The sequence below is a fragment of the Ruegeria sp. CDSB029 genome (genome assembly GCF_059611125.1).
Genome location: NZ_JBXWOX010000017.1, coordinates 1 through 18,535, shown reverse-complemented (window position 1 = coordinate 18,535; position 18,535 = coordinate 1). Strand labels below are relative to the sequence as shown.

Annotated in this window: 18 protein-coding genes and 1 pseudogene; 3 read left to right on the top strand and 16 right to left on the bottom strand. The window is 50.9% G+C overall.

The features are described from left to right. Positions 1-37 precede the first annotated feature (37 nt). From AC2FI8_RS17830 to AC2FI8_RS17820, 3 genes are all read right to left on the bottom strand, one after another. Positions 38-1,609: an adenylate/guanylate cyclase domain-containing protein gene (locus tag AC2FI8_RS17830; RefSeq protein WP_496780492.1), complete on the bottom strand. Its 1,572-nt coding sequence runs from the start codon at positions 1,607-1,609 to the stop codon at positions 38-40. Positions 1,610-1,936: 327 nt separating this feature from the next. Continuing rightward, positions 1,937-2,203 carry a sulfotransferase domain-containing protein gene (locus AC2FI8_RS17825; RefSeq protein ID WP_496780491.1) on the bottom strand — a complete coding sequence of 89 codons (267 nt, stop codon included), beginning with the start codon at positions 2,201-2,203 and terminating at the stop codon, positions 1,937-1,939. Positions 2,204-2,262: 59 nt separating this feature from the next. Next, on the bottom strand, positions 2,263-2,970 hold the full coding sequence (locus AC2FI8_RS17820) for an IS6 family transposase (RefSeq protein WP_496780442.1): 708 nt from the start codon (positions 2,968-2,970) through the stop codon (positions 2,263-2,265). A gap of 580 nt (positions 2,971-3,550) precedes the next feature. On the opposite strand from AC2FI8_RS17820, the gene AC2FI8_RS17815 reads away from it, so the two are divergent. Continuing rightward, positions 3,551-4,447, top strand: a complete 897-nt coding sequence (locus AC2FI8_RS17815; RefSeq protein ID WP_496780441.1) for a YegS/Rv2252/BmrU family lipid kinase — start codon at positions 3,551-3,553, stop codon at positions 4,445-4,447. A 3-nt stretch (positions 4,448-4,450) separates the two neighbouring features. On the opposite strand, the gene cls is transcribed toward AC2FI8_RS17815, so the two are convergent. Continuing rightward, positions 4,451-5,860, bottom strand: coding sequence for a cardiolipin synthase (gene cls / locus AC2FI8_RS17810; RefSeq protein ID WP_472723355.1), 1,410 nt, complete (start codon positions 5,858-5,860; stop codon positions 4,451-4,453). A 542-nt stretch (positions 5,861-6,402) separates the two neighbouring features. On the opposite strand from cls, the gene AC2FI8_RS17805 reads away from it, so the two are divergent. Then, positions 6,403-7,290, top strand: coding sequence for a mechanosensitive ion channel family protein (locus tag AC2FI8_RS17805; RefSeq protein ID WP_496780440.1), 888 nt, complete (start codon positions 6,403-6,405; stop codon positions 7,288-7,290). Positions 7,291-7,325: 35 nt separating this feature from the next. On the opposite strand, the gene AC2FI8_RS17800 is transcribed toward AC2FI8_RS17805, so the two are convergent. From AC2FI8_RS17800 to AC2FI8_RS17760, 9 genes are all read right to left on the bottom strand, one after another. Next, complete coding sequence (locus AC2FI8_RS17800; RefSeq protein WP_496780439.1) at positions 7,326-8,543, bottom strand: AI-2E family transporter; 1,218 nt, start codon at positions 8,541-8,543, stop codon at positions 7,326-7,328. Between the two features lie 22 nt (positions 8,544-8,565). Further along, complete coding sequence (locus AC2FI8_RS17795) at positions 8,566-8,805, bottom strand: hypothetical protein (RefSeq protein ID WP_271946087.1); 240 nt, start codon at positions 8,803-8,805, stop codon at positions 8,566-8,568. Positions 8,806-8,915: 110 nt separating this feature from the next. Next, a complete protein-coding gene (locus tag AC2FI8_RS17790; RefSeq protein WP_496780438.1) occupies positions 8,916-9,773 on the bottom strand; it encodes a DUF1269 domain-containing protein in 858 nt (285 codons plus the stop codon). A 72-nt stretch (positions 9,774-9,845) separates the two neighbouring features. Further along, positions 9,846-10,631, bottom strand: a complete 786-nt coding sequence (locus AC2FI8_RS17785) for a hypothetical protein (protein ID WP_496780437.1) — start codon at positions 10,629-10,631, stop codon at positions 9,846-9,848. Then, entirely contained in the window at positions 10,628-12,346 is a 1,719-nt protein-coding gene (locus tag AC2FI8_RS17780; protein WP_496780436.1) for an alkaline phosphatase family protein, read from the bottom strand. The genes AC2FI8_RS17785 and AC2FI8_RS17780 overlap by 4 nt, the downstream gene beginning before the upstream one ends. Before the next feature lie 71 nt (positions 12,347-12,417). Continuing rightward, complete coding sequence (locus AC2FI8_RS17775) at positions 12,418-13,014, bottom strand: HdeD family acid-resistance protein (RefSeq protein ID WP_496780435.1); 597 nt, start codon at positions 13,012-13,014, stop codon at positions 12,418-12,420. A 65-nt stretch (positions 13,015-13,079) separates the two neighbouring features. Further along, positions 13,080-13,433 carry a PRC-barrel domain-containing protein gene (locus AC2FI8_RS17770; protein WP_496699999.1) on the bottom strand — a complete coding sequence of 118 codons (354 nt, stop codon included), beginning with the start codon at positions 13,431-13,433 and terminating at the stop codon, positions 13,080-13,082. A gap of 138 nt (positions 13,434-13,571) precedes the next feature. Continuing rightward, entirely contained in the window at positions 13,572-14,081 is a 510-nt protein-coding gene (locus AC2FI8_RS17765; RefSeq protein WP_271946075.1) for a DUF1269 domain-containing protein, read from the bottom strand. Positions 14,082-14,236: 155 nt separating this feature from the next. Beyond that, entirely contained in the window at positions 14,237-15,814 is a 1,578-nt protein-coding gene (locus tag AC2FI8_RS17760) for an arylsulfatase (RefSeq protein ID WP_496780490.1), read from the bottom strand. A gap of 273 nt (positions 15,815-16,087) precedes the next feature. On the opposite strand from AC2FI8_RS17760, the gene AC2FI8_RS17755 reads away from it, so the two are divergent. Beyond that, positions 16,088-17,083, top strand: a complete 996-nt coding sequence (locus tag AC2FI8_RS17755; protein ID WP_496780434.1) for an AraC family transcriptional regulator — start codon at positions 16,088-16,090, stop codon at positions 17,081-17,083. Positions 17,084-17,120: 37 nt separating this feature from the next. Here the strand turns inward: AC2FI8_RS17755 and AC2FI8_RS17750 are convergent, their stop codons facing one another. The 3 genes and pseudogenes from AC2FI8_RS17750 to AC2FI8_RS17740 form a co-directional block, all read right to left on the bottom strand. Next, positions 17,121-17,828 carry an IS6 family transposase gene (locus tag AC2FI8_RS17750; protein ID WP_496780433.1) on the bottom strand — a complete coding sequence of 236 codons (708 nt, stop codon included), beginning with the start codon at positions 17,826-17,828 and terminating at the stop codon, positions 17,121-17,123. 31 nt (positions 17,829-17,859) lie between these two features. Beyond that, positions 17,860-18,051, bottom strand: a complete 192-nt coding sequence (locus AC2FI8_RS17745) for a hypothetical protein (RefSeq protein WP_496780432.1) — start codon at positions 18,049-18,051, stop codon at positions 17,860-17,862. Positions 18,052-18,183: 132 nt separating this feature from the next. Beyond that, positions 18,184-18,361, bottom strand: a pseudogene (locus AC2FI8_RS17740) (IS6 family transposase); the annotation flags it as partial. Positions 18,362-18,535 lie beyond the last annotated feature (174 nt).

Sequence of the window (18,535 nt, the reverse complement as noted above, 5' to 3'; positions counted from 1 at the left end):
AAGCTTCCGTTAGCAATCTCTTGCGGATACCAATTCCTCAAGACGGGACTCCGGCTTTTTGCAAGCTATCGAGAACCAGTCGCCGCGCCTCGGCACTCCTAATTGGCAGTACTTGCTCGTATCGCGTCGTCGTCACATCTGGGTGTTTTCCTAGCAGTTCTTCAGCAGCATTTTTTGCATCATCTAGTCGTTCGAGCTTCGCGTAAATTGTTATCAAGACCCAATAAGTAGAATCCCATCCAGAGCTCATCGCCAGAGCACGCTGTGCCAGTTCCAGTGCTCGTTCTGGTGCACCTGCAACCAGGTGACCAAAGGCAGTGACAGTTAGGTAGCCGAAATAATTCGGATCTTTCGGGCAAAGATCAAGTGCACGGCCCAGTAGATCAAGGCCGTTGCTGAGTTCGTCGCCAAATACAAGAGCGCAGCCTGCCATCGCATTGACGAAACCGGAACCCGGATTGATTTCCACGGCCCGCTTTACGGCGTCTAAACCTGACAAATAGTCCGTGCCAGTCATAGCAAGGACGAACCCACCAAGAACAATCGAATGCGCATCATCGCTTTCGTTGGTTAACACTCGGCGAGCCTTTGAAACCGCCAAGCCAATATCATTATCACCAAATGGTGCCCACAATCGAGTGGCACGCTGCACTAAACACCAGCCAATATGTGCCAAGGCAGGCGAAAAATCCGGATCTATGTCTGTCGCTTTGGTCAACAACTCCAGCGCTTTAAGGTTGGCATCAGAATGAGATGCATAGACATGAGGCAGCGCCTGGAGATAAAGATCGTAAGCCGCCATGTGCTCCACCGGTTTTCGGCGTGCGCGTTCAATTTCAGCTTTACGTATCGTCGGTTCTAAGGCGCCTACGACCTTGGCGGTGACTTTGTCTTGAAGTGCAAAGACATCATTGAACACACCGTCAAACTTCTCGGCCCAAAGGTGATTTCCCGTCTTTGCGTCAATCAATTGACCTGTAATACGAATTCGGTCACCCGATCTTCGAGCGCTTCCTTCCAGCACATATCTCACGCCGAGATCGCGTCCAACCTGCGTTATGTCAACGGCGCTGCCTTTGTAAACGAAACTGGAGTTCCTCGCGATTACAAAAAGCTGCTCGAATCTGGACAAAGCTGTGAGGATGTCTTCTGCCATTCCGTCCACGAAGTATTCCTGATCGGCGTCTCCAGACATATTTGTAAAAGGCAGAACTGCGATAGATGGCTTATCAAGAGCATTCCGGACAGTATTGGCATATTCGCCGGTTGGAGGGCCAGTGGGGCTTCCGACTTCCAACGCATAGACCTTTAAGGGTTCGCTGATGTTCTTTAGCGATTTAGTTCCCAAGTCCGTAACTGACAAGTCGAGCCGGGCCCGAACCTGACGATAGGCGTCTTCAGATATGCAGATGGCGCCAGGATCAGAAATACTTTCCAGACGCGCAGCGATGTTGACTCCGTCCCCCATAAGATCACCGTCGCCTTCTTCGACGACATCTCCGAGATGGATACCCATCCGGAATTCTACGCGGCTATCTTGAGGTAATCCGGCGTTTCGTTCGTTCATCGCACGTTGGATTGCGATAGCGCATCTTACAGCCTCTACCACACTTCGGAATTCAATGAGCGATCCGTCTCCGGTTCGCTTCACCAGGCGACTTTGTGTACATCGATTGCCGGCTCGACGACCTCGCTACGAAGGGTTCTTAGTCGGGCGAGAGTGCCTTCTTCGTCAGCACCCGTCAGACGACTGAAACCAACTATGTCAGTTACCAAGATCGCTGCAAGCTTGCGATTCTCCAGCATTGCTTCGCACCCCACCGGTTCGTTTGGAGTTCTGGATTAAACTCAATAAGAACAACGTCTAGCGCGCTGCTGTGCGCGACCTTTTCCGAGGCTTCGCAGTCACGGTTTGCGATCACTCGGTGATGCCTGATCAGCCCTGTTGGCTACCGGACATAATCCATCGGGCACATTCCACTCCAAGTTGAGTTTTTGCAGTCTCTTCATACTTATCAATGAGGGATTGCGGCAGTGTATCCCTCCACCGGCCATTCATTCCTTTGTGAATAAATGTGCGGGCGCCTCCCTGCCAAAATGCACCCCCTAAAGGCGCCGATTGAGCTGCGTTTGTTTTCATATAGTCGAACGAGCAGTGTTCAAGCGCGCGTTCCATTGTCTCTTCGTCAACGGTCACATCAATGAAGTCGGTGCTGTCAGACCAATTCGAACCAGTCTCTGTTTACCCCTAAATGCCAGAACTTATGCTGAACAAAGTTGGCGCCACTCGGAGAGAGCAGCGGCGCGGTTGAGCTTGAAATTGTCTCTGCTGTAGAGGGCGCGTTCCTGATTGAAATGGTTGTGGACGGAAGAATGAACTGCGGCGAACTTCTGCAAACACCGCATTTGCCTGAAGCGGAGCATCGCACGTTCTCGTCGTCGAAATGGCAGATGGGAATTCTCGGCCCGATTGTTCAGCCAGCGGCCGGTCTCTTGCCGACTACCGTTCCCGACAACTCTCATCGCCGCGCCATAAGACCGCAGTTTGTCTGTCACGATGGATTCAGGTTGACCGTAGCGTTTCATTGATTTTTTGAGGAATTTCAACGCAGCTTTGCGGTCACGGCGCTTGGTCACATAACTTTCCAGCACCTCGCCTTCGTGATCCACAGCCCGCCATAGGTAGTGCGTCTCGCCATTGATCTTCACGAATACCTCGTCCAGATGCCACTGCCAGTTCGAACAACATCGCATCCGATTGACCCTGTTTCTGCGGATCTCTGCCGCGAATATCGGGCCAAATCTGTTCCACCAATAACGCACAGTTTCGTGGCTGATCTCGATGCCGCGCTCGTGCAAAAGATCTTCAACATTGCGAAGCGAAAGCGGAAACCGAACATACATCATGACGGCCAGACGGATGATCTCGGGGCTCGTCTTGAAGTAGCGAAAAGGGCTGCGTTTTGTCATCCTGCGACGCTAAGTGCTCGCACTGCCCGCCTCAATAAGTTTCTTCTGACAGTGCCTCACCGCAAGGCGGATAATCTCAGGGCTGGTCTTGAAGTACTTGAATGGCGACTGTTTGATCATGCGCGAAGGCTACGAGAGCACCCTGCTCTGCCTCAACCCAAGTTCTTCTGACAAGACCCAACACGGTTTCTGTGGAGTGAAATCCACTGGTTTTATTTGCGCGGCGCTACGGGAGTAGCAATCTTATTGAATTCGGGGCATAATTTGGCATTGAGTTTTTTTGCTCTCAGGAAGCACCGCGTAGACACCGCTCAGGGCCAATGTGAATTACTTGAGTAATATTGGCCTAGTGGGATGGCAAAACATACCGTCGATCACATGTTTGGTCAGATTTGGAGGGCTAAAAACAATGGCAACCAAAGCCGAATTTTGTATGGCAGCAGCATAAGCCAGAGCTGCCACGGACGCACTAAAGAAAATGGCGCGTGATCCTTTAGGTGCGTTTGACCCTGGGTTGGCCACAACGGTTGCCAAGGCAGTGATCAAGAACCTGAATAAATGAGAGGAAAAGGCCGGCTACATGGATTGTAAAACACTCCTCATCCTCAATCGAAAATCTGCGGCCCGACCTGACGTACGTTCGGCTGTTAGACCTCTGGAAAAGGAGCTTGGTCTGGAGATTGCTATCCCATGGTCAGGTAAACAGTTGCGAAAAACGATACACAAGCACTTGGCCAAGGGGGTGACGCGCTTTGTTGCAGGAGGTGGTGACGGGACACTCAACGCGGTTACCAGCGCCCTATTGCGATGCGATGCGGGACCAACCATTGTTTTGGGGCTTATGCCTTTGGGCACTGCTAACGACTTTGCCAGGTCTTATGGTGATGACGGATCGGATCTTTCTGCATCATTGGTGCAGGCCGCAACCGGAAGAGCCCGGTCGATAGATATTGGTTCCATCAACGGTCGCCCATTCGTGAATGTCGCCAGTGGCGGTTTTGGGGCCATGATTACCGCGACAACTCCCAAAGAAGTTAAGAGGCGGCTAGGAGGGTTAGCCTACACCCTTACCGGATTGGCGCGAGTTTCTGAGCTGAAACCAACGCAGGCCACGATTGCTTTGGATGGGTCAGAGCATAACTGGGCGTCGGTTTCTGCGCTGGTAGTTGGCAACAACCGCTTTGCCGGTGGTGGGTTCGAAGTAACTCCAGAGGCTGACATGTTCGACGGGTTGCTCGATCTGGGTGTTTTGACCACGGACGAGTGGCCACCTGCAAACCTGTCTTTTGGGCATTTCCCCGACCTGAGTGACCCGATTGCGGGGCTCGTAAAACGTAGCCGTTTCAAACATGCGGTGTTGGAAACAGAAACACCGTTCCACTTAAACCTTGACGGTGAACCGATGGTGGACACGAGGTTCGAAATTTCGGTTCTACCGGGTAGACTAAGCTTTGCGCTACCTTCAACTGGGTCTTGATCTCTAAAGAATTGGAGCGAACAGGCGGGCAATCGGGGCGCCAATCCGGATATGCGGGGGCTGTTCAGCAAGCAATTTGTCTAGCCTAAACGACCGTTCGAAATCCTTTTCCAGCATCGCGGCTGTAGCCCCGGCGGCGCGTGTATCGAAGAAAACGGCCATTGCTTCAAAATTCAGCCGGAATGAGCGGTTATCCATGTTCGTTGTCCCTATCGCGGCCAAAGTATCATCAACAACCAATACTTTTTGATGCATGAAACCGGAACTATATCTCAAGACCTGTACTCCGGCCTCGCGGATTTCATCAAAAAAGGCAAAAGCGGCAAGCCAAGGAATCTTATGGTCAATGACGTCCGGAACCAGGATGCGGACATCCACTCCTTGCAACGCAGCGTGTTTTAAAGCTGTGAGCACATCGGTATCGGGTACGAAGTACGGCGAAGCGATCCAAATCCGACGTTTGGCATTCGCGATTGCCGTGAAAAAGAACAAGGCACCGGTTTCCATTTCGTCCCCGGGACCGGTTGGGACGATTAATCCGGACATGTTCTCTTCCATGTGACCAGCCTCCCAGTTCATCTCCGAAATCAGGATTTCTTCAGTTGCCCAATGCCAATCCTCTACAAACACCAGTTGCAACTGCGAGGCGATCGGGCCACGGATTTCGACATGTGTGTCGCGCCAATCACCGAATTTTGGGTCGCGCCCCATATATTCGTCTCCAACATTCAATCCGCCGGTAAAGCCGACCGTTCCGTCGACGATCACCGTCTTGCGGTGATTGCGTAAATTGAGTTGAAATCGGTTTTTAGCTCCGCGCATCTGCGCGGGTTCAACTACTTGCACACCGGCTGAACGGAGATCATTAAGATAGGAGTTTGGAAGTTTAACGCTCCCAACTGGATCGCACATGAACCGAACTGCAACTGCACGTTTTGCTGCGGTGATCAGATGGTCCCGCAGTTTCCGACCCAGATCATCATCATGAACAATATAAAACTGCACCAGAATGTAATCTTGGGCTGCGTCAATAGCGGCAAAGATTGCATCGAACGTTTCTTGCCCGTTTAATAGGATTCGCATGTTGTTGCCCCGGACCACGGGGAGTTCAGATATCCTTTCCAACGCTTCGGACGGAAACTCTGTAGGCACGTCGGGCGCATTGACCTCGCGAAACGTCTTGATTCCGTCAATTACCTCCTCGCTATCGCGGCGCGCAGTTAAGTATCGGTCGAACTTGTGATGTCCCAAAAAAAGGTAAAGCGGAACGCCAAGATACGGGGCAGTAATCAGAAAAACGACCCAACCCACTGCACCCTGAGAGGTTCGCGCCGATGAGATCGCCCTCCATGCAAACCAAATGGCAGTGGCTTCGAGGGCTATCAGGAGCAAGACCAGAATTGTGGACACCATGTGGGCCTCTTTGGTTCACAGTTGCTGAAAGGGCGTTCCAACACCCGGTGGAGATCCACCAGATTAACCAATACTCGCAGGAAAGGATCGCCTAGGGCAAGCGCGTAGAAACGCAGTTCTTGGTGAGTTCGGGTGGCAATTCGATAGAGAATTCTCATTCGTGTGCCGCTTTGACAAATTGGGAGCAATTTATCCCGATACTCCAGAAAAAGCTGGAAGATTCTCCCAGAGTTTCCGATGCTGTCCTCCTGCAAACTTCGGGGGTCGTTTGAGAAGTTTACGACCTACATGATCCAAAAGAGAGGCCAGTTCAGCAATTGGAAGAAACTCAATCTCCGTCGATGAGCGCAGTTGTCGAAATGCAGGAACGTTTCAGCCACTGGCAGGCCGACCTAAATCAAAGCAGCGTAATTCTCTCTTTGTTCTTTCTCTTGGCCGTTGTCATCGGCAGGGGGCCACTTGCACGATGGCTTATGGCAATGTTTCGGGCACTTCTCAGACGTTTGTCCATTGAACTTTCGGAAAAGGTAGCTGACGAACTGATGAGGACCACATCAGTTTTGATTGTGACCTTTGCTGTTTTTGTGGTTCTGGAAACATTGAATGTTCCAAACATGCCTGGTGACATTTTTAGGCGCGTTATGGCCTCAATCGCTGTGATCGCAGTATTCTCAGGGTGGTACAACCTGAGCGGGTCTTTTGTATCCCTTCTTCAGAGCGACCGGTTTGGAGAAGTCAAGATGGAGGCCGGATGGATGGAGCGCGTTGCCCGTTTTGGCATCTTGCTGTTTGCCATTACGTCACTGCTAGAAGTTTGGAGGGTCGACATCAGCGGTGCGCTGACCGGTGTTGGAGTACTGGGCGCAGGATTGGCTATCGCGACGCAGGACCTGATCCGCAATCTTGTGGCAGGCATGAATAACATGAGTGAAAAGCGCTTCGCTATTGGGGACTCGATTCAAATCGACGGTTCGTTTGTCGGGACAGTCGAATCCATTGACCTGCGTTCCACCCTAATCCGTGGGTTCGATCAGATCCCACGGCATGTTCCGAACTCCGAGTTATCCAACGCAGTTGTCCTAAACTATTCACACCGCCGACATCGAAGGGTCATGCTTAGCATACCGTTGCTTCTAGACAGTACCGAGGCTCAGGTCCTTCAGGTGCGTGATACGTTGCGGGAACATTTGTCGGCCTGTGGAGATTTCGAATTGTCTGAGGAGGCACCGAAACATGTCTATGTCGAAGGGTTGTCAGAAAGCGCCGTAACCATCATTTTTTACGCGTGGACGACTACCCCTGAATACGACAATTTCCTCCGTGTGAATGAAAGTCTTTCGCTCAAAATCCTTGAGACGGTGCGCGCGGCAGGAACAGAACTGGCCTATCCAACACAATCGATCAATCTGCGCGGGTCAGCCATTCCGTGACCTCCTGATGATACCGATCAGTATTTCCAAAGCGTCTAGCTCCGGTTATCTAAGTTTTGCTCAAATTCCTGACGGATTGCTTCTGTTTCGGTATCTAGTTCGGATTTGGATACCGTCAGCTTAGATTTTCGACGTGCAGCTTCAGAAGCTTCGCCCTGTGCTACTTCCCTTACTGGATTGTCTTTTTGACTGCCGCCGGACAAGTTACCATCGCCCGACATCAATATTGCGAGTGACTTCGTCGATGGGATGTTGGCTAACACGATCATAGTACAGACGGTAATCGGCACGCTTAGTAGAGCCCCGGGGATACCCCAGATTGCGGTCCAGAACGTCAGTGCGAGGATGACCATCAAAGGCGACAAGTTTAGTGATTTTCCGGTTAGCGAGGGTTCCAGAATATTCCCGATGATGAACTGAACCGCCCCACAGCCCACCAAAATAATTAGAAAAGGCGTGTTAGTATCAAACTGCACAAGAGCAACGAGCGAGGGCAACGCTACCCCGATGATTGAACCAATCGTTGGAATGAAGTTCAGTACGAATGCCAGGATGGCCCAGGTTTCGGCAAAATCCAATCCCACGGGCTTCATGATCGCGTAGCTACCGACACCCGTTAGGAAACTAACGAGTGTTTTGATTCCTACATATCGCTGCACGCTTTCTGAAATGCGTGTCAGCACGCGGTGTAAGTTTTGTGCGGATTCCGCATCTGGCGCTGCCAGTGCGACTTTCAACCTCATGGGCCCCTGTTCCAGCATCATGAAAGGAATATAAAGAAGGATCAGAAAGAAGGCGCTTAAAAAGCTTCCGGCTGAACCGATTGCTCCGCCAGCGAAGCCGGTGAAGTCCATCTCTAAGATCGCTTGTTGCGCTGCCTGATAGTTCTTGTCTCCAACAAGAGTGACCACTCGGGCCAAGATTTCAGAGAACCTTGCTTCATATCTAGGCAACGCATCAGCAACCGCGCCCGCTTGACTGGTCAGAATTGACAGTAATCCGAGCAATCCCAACACTAAAAGAGCAGCGCTAATGACATGGGCCAACCATCTAGGGATCCGTGTCCCGAGAATTTCAATCTGACATAACCTGTCGACTGCGGAAGTCAGAAGAATGAAAACCAAGGAAGCAATCGACAATGGCACTAGAACACCAGCCGCCAGGACCAGTCCTGCGATAGTAAAAAAGGCGATCACGACAACCCGGTGCCAAAACGCCAGACTAAAAACGTGTGTTTGCTGTTGATCTGGCACCGGCTGGGCTACTTCCTGACTATTACCCTACGGATTTCCGAACCTTGTCATAAACTGCTTTCATTTTCAAACCAAGTTCCCGCGCAGCTTCGCCGACTTCATCCGCCGACTGATTAAATTGTGATGTAGACAGGAACCTATCCCACTCCGAAACAAGTGAATCCCACTCGTCTTCCGCCTCCATTGTTCCAAGGTTCAACTGAAGTTTAATTTCATCTCTCTTTTGTTGTAGCTCGGCCATCATGGCCTTCAGATCTGGCATTTCTTTCACCTTTTGTAACACGTAATTGCCGAGAGACGGCTCTCGGGTTTACCTGCAACGCCAATTTTAAACGGTGCTGGTTGGATGTTTAAACATCTTACTAAAAAGAATTAGGTCAACGCTTCTTTGGCCAGTGACATTGACGCATCTAGCTTGGCCTTTCGTTCTTTGTAGTCTGCCTGAATTTCAGCTTTACGCTTTTCAAACTTGTTCCTTGTATTTTCTTTGGCCACCGCAATTTGCTCGTCAATCGCCTCGAGCCTTGCAGCTGTTTGGCTGTTCAGTTCGGTGATACGTTGCGAGATTTTTTCTTTGGCTATACTTGCCTTTGCCTTGGTTACGTCGATTTTGTCGTGGATTGCTTGTTTGGTTTCTTCGTTAGATTGCTTCCACTCGTCTTTTAGCTCTGCAATTTCCCGATTAAGTTCCGCCATTTCAACAGCGTATTGTTCATCGATTGCATCGGCGCGTGGCTTGCGGAAAACCACTCCTCCAGCCTCGCTCATTTTGACATCCAATGGCGATGTCCAAACTTCGTCAACCGAGGCCACCAAGCAAGATTTACCAGGAATAAGTTCGATGCTGATTTCGTCAAGCATCGTGGAATCTATTCCCGCAACCCAAAGATCTCTGTAGACACCAAACAATCCACCTGTCATCGATCCGACAGCCATTCCTGAGGCGGCCACTGATGCTGCAGCCGCAGATCCGGCGACTGCAGCTCCGGATGCGACTGCCACCGGGCCGGCCAAAACACCAACCATTCCGCCGAGAACGAGGCCCAGTGCCGTTCCCAAAGGCCCTTCATCTTCCACCTTCTTAACTTCAACTTTGCCTTCGAGATCTTTCCCAATGACGGCAGCGGCATACACCGCGAGATCTCCTTGGATATGTAGCGCGCGCAGTGCGGTTTCACCCTTGAATGCAGCAGCATCATCCTCGAAAACGACGGCAATAAACTTTTCCATGTTGGTACTCCTGATGGTTGATTTTAGGCGGGAATTTCTTAGTGGACAGGAACTTTTCTAAACACTAAATGCTCATTGAAACTGCATGTTAAGTGCCGCGTAAATTTGCCATTTGGGCAGACCGTTTCCTTTGTCGAAAACCGAGTACTGCGGTTCGACAAAAAAGTTGTAAACGGTATTGCCGCGTTTGGTGACCTTGCCTAGGCGAATGCCCAATGGGACAGAATAGCTGTCATTAACAAAATTGTAGGTCCAGATCGGGGCGCCGCCCGTGTAGTACCCATTGCCCAGTTGGTAAAAAACAAAGGGTTGAAAGGCACCCAAATTGGCACGTGGGCGCCCATTTGTATCCCCAACGCCTCCACGCCATGTCAGAAGATATCCATACTGAAAGACAGGCGAAGTTGCATTGAAATAAACGTTGGCTAACCCAAGCTGCCATTGATCGGCTCCCAAGCGGTCGTCGGAGGCTGTTGGCACGACCACTTGCGGACCAAGCGCAAAACTAATTCCGGGGTTACCCGTATTAAACTGATAGGCCGCAAAAACATCAAAATCTCCGACGCCACTCAAAGTTTGGCCATCTGTTCCCACCGGTAACGAGTTAAATGGCAACGAGGCTCGGATCAGCCAATTTGAGCTGCCTAAAGTGACTGGCTTTGCATAGCGCAGAACAAATTGATTTCCGGTCGCATTACCTGGTCCTGTAAAATCACCGATATAGTAGTTTTGGATATTGAACGCTGTGATATCAGCCAGAGGATTGTTGGCTTGCGCTGCATCAGATTGCGCATAGGCCGGAGTGCTGGCGACGCACAGAATGGAAAGTTGGGCTAAGCGCATAAAGAAGGATTTCATGGGGCTGCCTTTGTCTCGGGCATCGCTTCTGGCAAAGGTACACCCACCGCTCCGGAAGGGGGCTTAGTGCCCAGAAGAGACGCAATCGTAGGCGCGACATCCACAGTTTCGACGCGTCGTGCGACGGTTTGTGGAACAATATTTGAACCTGTAAAAATTAGGGGAACGTGTGTGTCATATGTCCAGGGAGAGCCATGAGCAGACGCAACGTGCAACCCGTCAAAATCAGCCACAAACCAATGCGGTTCGAACACCACATAGATATCTCCCGACCTATCTGGATTAAAGTTAGCCAAGACGGCATCGCTAATCTTGGTTTTTGCAAACGACCCGCGTCGCAAATCTGAACTCCCAACCGCATAGGCAATGCCGGGGAGCTTTTGAAGTTCCTCAGCAACAGCTCGCTCGACGACCAAAGGATCTAAAGAACGTTTGGAAATAAGATCTTGGTCCAAATAGACGTAGGGGTTGGAAAAGTTCTGAACCAGATCAGCGGATTCACCAAAATCCATTTGAAGACGCACAAATCCTGGTTCTGTATCGACGCGTTCAAAGCTGAACAAACCAGCTTCAATGCCTAGAGTCGCCAGAAACTCCGGGTGTTCCGGTGCGCCGTGATCTGCCGACAAAACGATCAATGTGTTTTCCAGACCAACTACGGCATCCACATGTGTTAAAAGGTCAGCGATTTGCCTGTCGAGATGCGCGAAATTGTCTTCGGCTTCTAGGCTTGAAGGGCCGAACATATGGCCGACATAGTCTGTAGATGACAAGCTGACCGACAGATAATCAGTAACGTCATCTTGCCCCAGTTGTTCTGCATCCAACAGGGCTTTGGCAAAATCTACTGTTATTTCATCCCCTGCCGGGCTGAGGGTTAAGAGCGTTGTGAAGTATTTCCCTTCTGCCGCTCCCCAGTTATGCGGAAATGTCCGGCCAAACCCCTGTATATCGGTTTCCCACGGTTGGTCGTCGCGGTCTGCAAAGGCATACTTCCCGACGTCTCCCAGAAGAGTCCAAGATCGATTGGCATATGATGCGACAAGGCCCTTTGAGTTCCAATCCTCAATCCAACCGGGGTAGGCGTCGCGATAGAACGTGCTTGTAACAAACCGACCTTCTGACTTTGAGAACCAGTAAGCGTCACCAGCGTGACCTGCCATTGCAATTGCACCGCGATCCTTGACCGACACACCAAACACTTTTGAAGTCGGCCCAAAGTGCAGGCCAATTTCATCGGAGATAGTTGAATTGATGATATTGCGGGGAGATCGACCGTCAGTTGTGGCTGCTCGTTGGGTCGGATCGATTTCGTTCTCCGCATCGACTCCGGAAGCCCCGACCAAAGGATAGTCCGGATCCTGCACGTTATAGAAAGGCTTGCCAGTTTTTCGATCAAACCACAGGTTGGCTACCATACCATGGATAGCAGGGTCCGTGCCGGTTGCGAGCGTCGTGTGCCCGACAATTGTTTCAGTGTTGGCATGGCGGTGATGAGCATTTGTAAAATTGACGCCACGATCCAACAAATAGCGAAAGCCGTCCTCTCCTATGTGGATACTGAATCTGTCGATTAGGTCTCCACGCAACTGATCAACAGTAATTTGAAGAACCAGTCGAGGCTTGCCTTGAGCGCTTGAGACAGACGGAACGACCAAGCTGACTCCAACAACCAACCATTTGATTAGCAGGGGAAGAGTTTTCGGTTCGATCACGTATTTCGTCCTTTTTTGTAACAGTAGAATTTGTGTTTACCCAACGTTTGCCGCAGTTTTGGGTCGTTTTTTCAGACCGCGACCGACACGTCGTTCCTTAGGCCATGGGCAAAGCGGATATATCCTGCGCCCTCACCGATCAGCGATACGCCTGCAACGATCCCCAACAGCATCACGCTCACTTCGGGGTACTTCACTAACAGATATCCCGATGCCAGTACGGACACACAACCAACGGAAATGACCCAGCCAGAACCTTGATCCGGTCGCGCCATTACGCCAACTGCAATCCGCACCAAGCCATTCACAAAAATTGCAACAATCAAGACCAACGTAAGCGCCATGAGCCCTTCAAGAGGGCGAAATATCAGCAACAACCCGGCAATCAGATTGAAGCCCCCCAAGATGGAATAGATGAGCCTTGCATTCCAGCCATCTTTGGTTGTGAAAACCTGCACTAGCACCACGAAGCCACCTACAGCGAAAACAAATCCCACAGCAAATTCAATGGCCAATGATACCAAAAAAGGTGCAAAAATTGCGAATACACCCCCGATAGCCAACACAATCCCGAGTCCAAGAAACCAGCCCCAGTATTTTTGCAGATCGTTGTCTGAGTGTCCCATACTCATTGTATCTTTCCCTTGGTCGATTGCATTTTCAAACACTGGCGACTGCTTTTGCGTTTAGGCGCCCTCAAGCAGGTCAAAGCCTGTCGAGTGCGACCTTCCGTTTAGTTTCGAGCGTAGTGAAAGCGCGGCAGGCTTTTCAGATTTTCCTTGGTCGCATTGGGCAAAACCAGATCGCCATCCGCGTTGATCTCGAAGGCGACCGCTGGCAGCGCGATCAACTTTTCACCGATGTTCAGGAAGCCGGCGACGTTGACGATCACAAAGGTCGTATCACCATCCGGCAAGACGAGCGCATCATGGACATATCCCACAAAGTCGCCACCATCATTGTAAACATCACCGCGTAAAAGCTCGACTACGCTCCAACCGGAAGCGACTAAGGCGACATCAAGATTGTTGTACTCGACAACAACACCGCCAGCCACATGAGGTGTGGACTGTGCGAGCGCATACATTGGGTCTCCAATTGCGAAAGCACACAAGAGAGCCGTTGTTCTCAGAACTTTTTTCATATTACTGATCCCGTCTCGACAATGTGAAAATTGAATTCAGGTCGCCGGGTGATCAAGCAGCCCGCCCCCAAAACAAACTGGTCAGTTTCCGGACAAAGCGGCACGAAGCTCTTTTTCATCACTGACAGACAATGATGTCTCGATAACCTCGCCCTTCATGCCCTCCAATTCGCCCAACAACTTCGTAGGTCGGTTTGACCACCCGATAACGGCCAGAGCCGATGAGTCAGGGCCCATCTTTGAGCCGACGCGAGCTGCCAATGCGTCCTCTTCGTCTGCTTGATCCAGCATTCCTGCAAGTGTCCCAGAGCCAGCACCAACAGCCGAACCTGCAATAAACCCGGCAGCAGGGTTACCGACCATGGCACCGATCAACGTACCGGTCAGTGCTCCAAGAGAAGTGCCTCCGACGAAACCCGTTGCTGTAAGAGTATCGGAATTCCGGGTCCGCACTACGCCGTTCTTATCGCGGGTCATTACCACGACCTCGTCGAGATCGACTTCCCAATCCAGGCTCATTTTTTGCAGACGCAAAAGTGCTTCGTCTGCTGTATGACGGCCCTCGAAGACAATAATGACCAAATCACTCATCGTATCTCTCCCTAGTTGAAAATTGTTTTTTGCAGCGCAATGACACACAAAAGAATGTACGTCCTGACGCGATACCCTGACGATGTTTCATTTTTGAACTCCATGCGCGGTTCTCTCTCAACACCGCGCATGAATTAAGTTTACCGAGCTCGAAACTACTTACTTCCGTTGTTTGCCGTCATCAGTTCCATGACCTGATCGATTGAAAAGCTGGCTGGCTTCTGACGCGGTGGGAACTCCTGGAATGTAGCCAGGAACTGGCCTACATACTTTTGTGCGGGCACCAGGAAATAGATCCGATCAATCATCCAGTCGTAGTAAGTATTGGATGTTAGATGCGCCTGTTCGAATGGATCACGCCGAAGGTTGGTGATCAAAGGGACGCGAAGTGGGGTCCAAGGTTCGATCCACGCACGCAATGTCGAAACAGCTTTTTGCTCAAGGAAAATCAGTTTCCAATCGTCATAGCGCAAGGCTGTTAATTCTCCGGTATCCGCGAAATAGAAAATCTCATGTCGCGGGCCGTCTTTTGTTTCACCAGTAAGAACGGGCAAGAAGTTGTAGCCATCCAGATGCACTTTATATTCGCGACCAATGGCTTGAACGCCACCTGCTTTCAAATCTTCCTTGATGGTCTCATTGCCCGCTGCTGCCAACAACGTCGGCAACCAATCCATGTGGTGCATGATTTCGTTTGAGACGGAGTCAGGTTCTATTTTCCCAGGCCAACGCACGAGCGAGGGCACGCGCCATCCACCTTCCCAGTTGGTGTTCTTTTCACTGTAGAACGGGTTGGTGCCAGCATCTGGCCATGTATTCTTGTGGGGGCCATTGTCAGTCGAATAATGAACAATGGTGTTGTCAGCAATGCCCAGTTCGTCAAGCACATCCAATAGCTGACCGACGTGCATGTCATGTTCCACCATGCCATCGCCATACTCATCTTGTCCCGAGATCCCGAACAATTCGTCTTTCACATGTGTACGGAAGTGCATCCGTGTGCCGTTCCACCAAACGTAGAAAGGTTTGCCTTGTTCGTGCGCATTTTTGATAAAGTCGACGGCAGCTGCAACGGTTTCATCGTCGACTGTCTCCATCCGTTTTTTGGTCAACGGTCCCGTGTCTTCAACAAGCCCATCAGCCGAAGACTTGATAACGCCACGAGGGCCAAATGCCTGGCGGAAGGTCTGGCCGTCCGCCAAAACCGCGTCGCCGGGATAGTCGCGATTTTCTGGCTCTTCTTCCGCATTCAAATGGTACAGGTTTCCGAAAAACTCATCAAAACCGTGGTTTGTGGGAAGCATGCTGTCCTGATCACCAAGGTGATTTTTCCCAAACTGACCGGTCATGTATCCTAAAGGCTTCAGAAGGCCCGCAATCGTGGGATCTTCTTCCTTCATACCCAAGTCTGCGCCCGGGAGGCCTACCTTGGACAAGCCGGTTCTATAGACAGACTGTCCCATAATGTAAGAAGCCCGACCAGCTGTACAGGACTGCTCCCCATAGTAGTCGGTGAACATCATGCCTTCATCAGCAACCCGGTCGATATTGGGCGTTTCGTAGCCCATTAATCCCCTAGTGTAAGCGGATATGTTGGATTGCCCAATATCGTCTCCCCAAATCACTAGAATGTTTGGTTTGTCTTGTGCAGAAACTGGTGTGCCAACCACGAGGACAGCGACCGACAAAGCACCCAATATCGCTGACTTTGTTATGCCCAAATTATGTTTCATGTGCTCTCCTGAAAAATTCGAAACCAACGCATCAATCGACAGACTGGTGACATCGCGATCAAAGTTCATTCCCACGATGACCCCATTTGTTAGCGGTGTTTGCCCTACAATCTGTCGGCAAATACGAATCAAGGCTGCAAAAGCAACATTCATATTCACAAAAAACGTGTGTTAGCCTGCCAACGACGGGAAGCATTCATATATAAGAAGTTATATGAAGAGATTCGCTAAACACGCCAAAGCACATAATGAATCACTGTCCGAGCACAGTGTATGAGTGAAAAGGTCAACGAATTCACGATTAGAGCGGGCTCATTCCATGGTCCAATCTCCTTGCTTACTGACAACGCTCGGATGTTTCAAAAAACGCTGCATTCTTTCAACCTGCCAACGGAGCCAGAGGAGATTGTTGACGTTTCCAACTACCTAGAGGGCATGAAGAAAATAACTCGGTTCGCTGACGATGATGATTTCTTTGCCCGAGCAGGCTATGTTCAGAAAGTGGAAGATTTGGGCGTTTTTGGTCGCGCAATCGTTTCCGCTGATACCTTGTGGGACGCTTTGCAGATCGCCAAGTCTGCGCTGTTGTACTATCAGAGCGATTCAGAGTTAGTAATCAGAACCTACAAAAAGCGTTGCCATATCTGGTATTTCAATCCTTTTGAAGCTTTTGAAGGCGCCAAAGATGTTCAATACACAATAACTCTATTGGCCAACGTTGTCTGCCTTGCAAACAATCGCACCGATCCGAACATTGATGTTTCCTACCCTAATGGCTGTTCGACGCACGTTCTGTTCAACTCCGCTATCAGTCGCGTTAGGGCTTCCACCCAAGGGTACATTTCGTTCGACGAAGAAGCACTCAAGTCGCAGATGTCCAAAATGGATGCACTGAGAGCCGAAGTGTTTTCGCGCTATTTGGCCGATGAATCCATAAAGGCTTGCGAAAAACCACTGACGAAGGACATTGTCGCAGGCCTAGTTCGTGCTTCATTCGGAGTTGCGCCATGGTCTCTAGTCAACACCTGTGGAGCACTGCAATTACACGAGCGGACGCTTCAACTTCGTTTGAAGTCTGAAGGAACTTCTTTTCGTGAAATCGTTCAGACTGAGCGGCACCTTGCATCAAAGCGCCTCCTAGTGGCTGGAAAAGACATAGTTGAAACTGCCGAAATACTTGGCTTCGAGCATCGGCAGAGTTTTTCAGAGGCATTCTCAAGGTGGGAAGGCCTTTCTCCGTCGGCCTTCACAAGGGTGCTGTCAGACTAATTCGAACCAGTCTCAGCTAGGCCAGTATAGCTGCCCTTTATGCCGAACCAAGTTCGCGCCACTCGGCGAGAGCGGCGGTGCGCGTCAGCTTGAAGGTGTCTCGGCTGGTGAGCGATCGTTCCTGGTTGAAGTGGTTGTAGACGGAAGAATGGACGGAGGCGAATTTCTGTAAACTTCGCATGCGCCGGAAACGTTGCATAGCGCGCTCTCTTCGTCGGAAAGGCAGGTGAGAATTCTCAACGCGGTTGTTGAGCCACCTGCCCGTCTGTTGTTTTTCGAGAGCACCCAAATCTCTGAGCGCTGCTTTGTAGGATGCAAAACGGTCGGTCACGACCTCCTCGGCGCAACCGTGCCGTTTCATCAATTTCTTAAGGAATTTCAGTGCTGCAGCTTTGTTTCGGCGTTTGGTGACAACGGCTTCCAGCACCTCGCCCTCGTGATCAACTGCACGCCAGAGATAGCGGCGTTTGCCATTCACCTTCACAAAGACTTCGTCCACGTGCCACTTCCATTTCGAGAACGCGCACAGCTGCTGCACCCGCTTCCGTCTGATCTCAGCAGCAAACATCGGGCCGAACCTATTCCACCAGTATCGGACAGTTTCGTGGCTCACGTCGATGCCTCGCTCGTGCAGTAAATCCTCGACATTCCGAAGCGAGAGTGGAAACCGAATATACAGCATCACCGCAAGGCGGATAATCTCAGGGCTGGTTTTGAAGTATTTGAATGAGGCAGGTCTGGTCATGAACAAAAGCTACGCAACCGCCCTACCCCTCTCAAGCAAAGTTCTTCTGACAAGACCCCTTGATGGCTTCTCGCCCCTTTGAAACGCGGAATTGTCGAACCGGAGGCACGACTGCCTCTATCGACTGTGCGTTTTCGGCATACATTTCATCAACACTTGCAAGGCCCCTGCGCTCACGCATGGCCTGAACGAATGATCTTCCGATTTCAATCAACTCTTCCATGAGCCCCCCCTGAATTACCATTGACAGTACCACTTCTTGCCCGCGCCAATCTTGACAAGGATCAATAAGCATATCGATGGATACTGTGAGGCCGGTTCGAACAAGTCTCAGCTAGGCCAACAGAGATATCGCTTATAACGCGCCGAGTTCGCGCCACTCGGCAAGAGCGGCGGTGCCGTGTCAACTTGAAGGTGTCTCGGCTGGGAAGGGATCGCCCCTGGTTGAAGTGATTGGAGACGGAGGAGTGAACGGCGGCGAGCTTCTGCAAACACCGCATCCGCCTTAACCGCTGCATCGTATGTCGCAAACGGCTGTTTCGTCTGCAGAGCAATCATTCATGACCGACGCAGCGAATGTCCACTTCGGGCCCAACGCGGTTATCCGCTGCACTGGGCATGAACGACCACTTTGCGGACTTTCCTGCCTTTCGCTGCGCCTGCGCGAGTGGCTGCTTTTCGATTTGGCTTAGTTATTATTTAAAATA

Bases quoted from the DNA above. Each gene is read 5' to 3' on its own strand.
- AC2FI8_RS17765 (WP_271946075.1), bottom strand. From the start codon at position 14,081: ATGAGTGATTTGGTCATTATTGTCTTCGAGGGCCGTCATACAGCAGAC.
- AC2FI8_RS17785 (WP_496780437.1), bottom strand. From the start codon at position 10,631: ATGAAATCCTTCTTTATGCGCTTAGCCCAACTTTCCATTCTGTGCGTC.
- AC2FI8_RS17745 (WP_496780432.1), bottom strand. From the start codon at position 18,051: ATGGAAGAGTTGATTGAAATCGGAAGATCATTCGTTCAGGCCATGCGT.
- AC2FI8_RS17770 (WP_496699999.1), bottom strand. From the start codon at position 13,433: ATGTATGCGCTCGCACAGTCCACACCTCATGTGGCTGGCGGTGTTGTT.
- AC2FI8_RS17760 (WP_496780490.1), bottom strand. From the start codon at position 15,814: ATGAAACATAATTTGGGCATAACAAAGTCAGCGATATTGGGTGCTTTG.
- AC2FI8_RS17820 (WP_496780442.1), bottom strand. From the start codon at position 2,970: ATGACAAAACGCAGCCCTTTTCGCTACTTCAAGACGAGCCCCGAGATC.
- AC2FI8_RS17795 (WP_271946087.1), bottom strand. From the start codon at position 8,805: ATGCCAGATCTGAAGGCCATGATGGCCGAGCTACAACAAAAGAGAGAT.
- cls (WP_472723355.1), bottom strand. From the start codon at position 5,860: ATGGTGTCCACAATTCTGGTCTTGCTCCTGATAGCCCTCGAAGCCACT.
- AC2FI8_RS17790 (WP_496780438.1), bottom strand. From the start codon at position 9,773: ATGGAAAAGTTTATTGCCGTCGTTTTCGAGGATGATGCTGCTGCATTC.
- AC2FI8_RS17805 (WP_496780440.1), top strand. From the start codon at position 6,403: ATGAGGACCACATCAGTTTTGATTGTGACCTTTGCTGTTTTTGTGGTT.
- AC2FI8_RS17755 (WP_496780434.1), top strand. From the start codon at position 16,088: ATGAGTGAAAAGGTCAACGAATTCACGATTAGAGCGGGCTCATTCCAT.
- AC2FI8_RS17750 (WP_496780433.1), bottom strand. From the start codon at position 17,828: ATGACCAGACCTGCCTCATTCAAATACTTCAAAACCAGCCCTGAGATT.
- AC2FI8_RS17815 (WP_496780441.1), top strand. From the start codon at position 3,551: ATGGATTGTAAAACACTCCTCATCCTCAATCGAAAATCTGCGGCCCGA.